The 1,618-nt window shown below is 66.7% G+C and carries 2 protein-coding genes; both read right to left on the bottom strand.

Going from position 1 to position 1,618, the window contains the following annotated elements:
- A partial coding sequence (locus tag OXF11_16025; protein MCY4488601.1) for a hypothetical protein occupies positions 1–365 on the bottom strand: 365 nt, incomplete at its 3' end.
- A 157-nt stretch (positions 366–522) separates the two neighbouring features.
- Positions 523–1,377 (bottom strand): MoxR family ATPase, encoded by an 855-nt coding sequence (locus OXF11_16020; protein ID MCY4488600.1) that lies wholly within the window; start codon positions 1,375–1,377, stop codon positions 523–525.
- Positions 1,378–1,618 lie beyond the last annotated feature (241 nt).

The following is a 1,618-nucleotide window of genomic DNA, read 5'->3' as shown; positions in this document are numbered from 1 at the left end:
TCGATCCGGGCCTGCTCCACGTAGTCATCGAAGTCCTCGATGAAGCGGGCGCGCTGGCGCACCAGGCGCTCGCGGAGAGCGTCCATGATGCCGGTGTATTGCTCGTAGTTGGCGACCGTGAGAAGCCGCGAGCCCTTGTCGTCCCAGGGCAGCGACTGGGCGTCATGCTGAGTGCGCGCTTCGCTCATGGTGGCGTTGAGCGCGGCCAGAGCCGCCTTCGGCAAAAGTCGCTTGTGGTAGCGCCCGACGCTTGAACTCGCGTCGTGATGGGCGGCGACGTGGTCGCTGGCCTCACGGTCGTAGAGCCGGCCGGACCAAGCGCTGATGCGCAGGCCGACGAGCATGGCGTCACGAGTGAGGTTCATTGGGTTACTCCTTTCGGGGCTATCGAACGCTCCACAGGGGAACCTGGATTGCCGCGGCGAGATTCCGCCGTGCCGCCGCGCGGCTGCACCGTGTACTGGCGCGAGGCGGAATCGCCCGCCAGGTAATGGATGATCCTCCAGTGTATGGCCTTCTCCCTCACTGTGTCCTGGCGGCGGCCCAGCGGATGAAGGCGGGCGAGCGCTGGAGTGCCGGATCGCGGCGCACGCACGCGCCGACCAGAGACTCGCCTACCTCCCGCCTGAGCCGCTGGGCGAAAGTGACGATGGCGTCCATGGTGACATCGGTCGCAAGACGGTAGAGCGAGCCGCACAGCGCCATGAGTGCGCTCGCGTTCTCCGGGATGTCGGCGTTGCCGGGGTCGTTCAGGAGCGCCCTCGGGTGGGGAAGCTCGCGCCAGACGTTCAGGAACGCAGAGAACTCCACCGCCGCGGCCTCGCCCACGGCGCCCCGGAAGATGGCGCGCTCGGCCGCAGGATCGAGGCCGTTCCGGTGCTTGACGATGTTGCTCACGAACTCCCAGGTCCGCGGGCACGGGAAGGCCTTCTCCTTGGACTGCGGATCGAACCGGTGCAGGAGGTCCGGCTCGTAGGTGATGAAAAACAGTACCTCGGGGACGATGCCGTTGGCGGCGCCCCAGTCCAGCCAGTCCTCGGCGTCCACGCGGATCTCAAGGTGGACGAAGCGAGAGGCCAGGGGCGTGGGCATGCGGTGGATGACGCCGCGGTCCGTCTCACGGTTGCCGCAGGCAATGAGCGAGGCGCCCTCGGGCAACTGGTACTCGCCAACCTTGCGGTCCAACACCAACTGGTACAATGCCGTCTGGACGAGGGGCACGGCAGAGGGCAGCTCTTCAAGGTTAATGAGCCAGCGGCCGGGATCGTCGGACTGCGGCAGGAAGGCCGGAGGAGCCCAGCGCGTTCGGTCGGCGCTGTCGCGCCAGGGGATGCCGCGGAGGTCCACGGGGTCGAGAAGCAGCGCCCGGACGTCCACGTACCGGCGGTTGGACCATCGTGCGCCTGAGCAATGGCGCGCTTCGTGATCTCAACGGCGATGTTGCGAGTGAGGGACACGAGCATCCGACTCGCAGGCCTGGGAGAGCTGACTAAGGCAATCGGTTACAACTGGCTCGCAGGGGCGTACGGGGAAACCCTGGACGGGTTGTGAGCGCCAGAACTAGGTCAGATCATCCGCTGGTGGATGGCGGACGGGATCCATTCAACCGGTGGACAGG

It is taken from the genome of Deltaproteobacteria bacterium, from assembly GCA_026712905.1.
Lineage (GTDB): Bacteria > Desulfobacterota > Binatia > UBA9968 > JAJDTQ01 > JAJDTQ01.
Note: the sequence above shows the minus strand (reverse complement) of the source record. Positions and strands in the feature narration are given on the sequence as shown.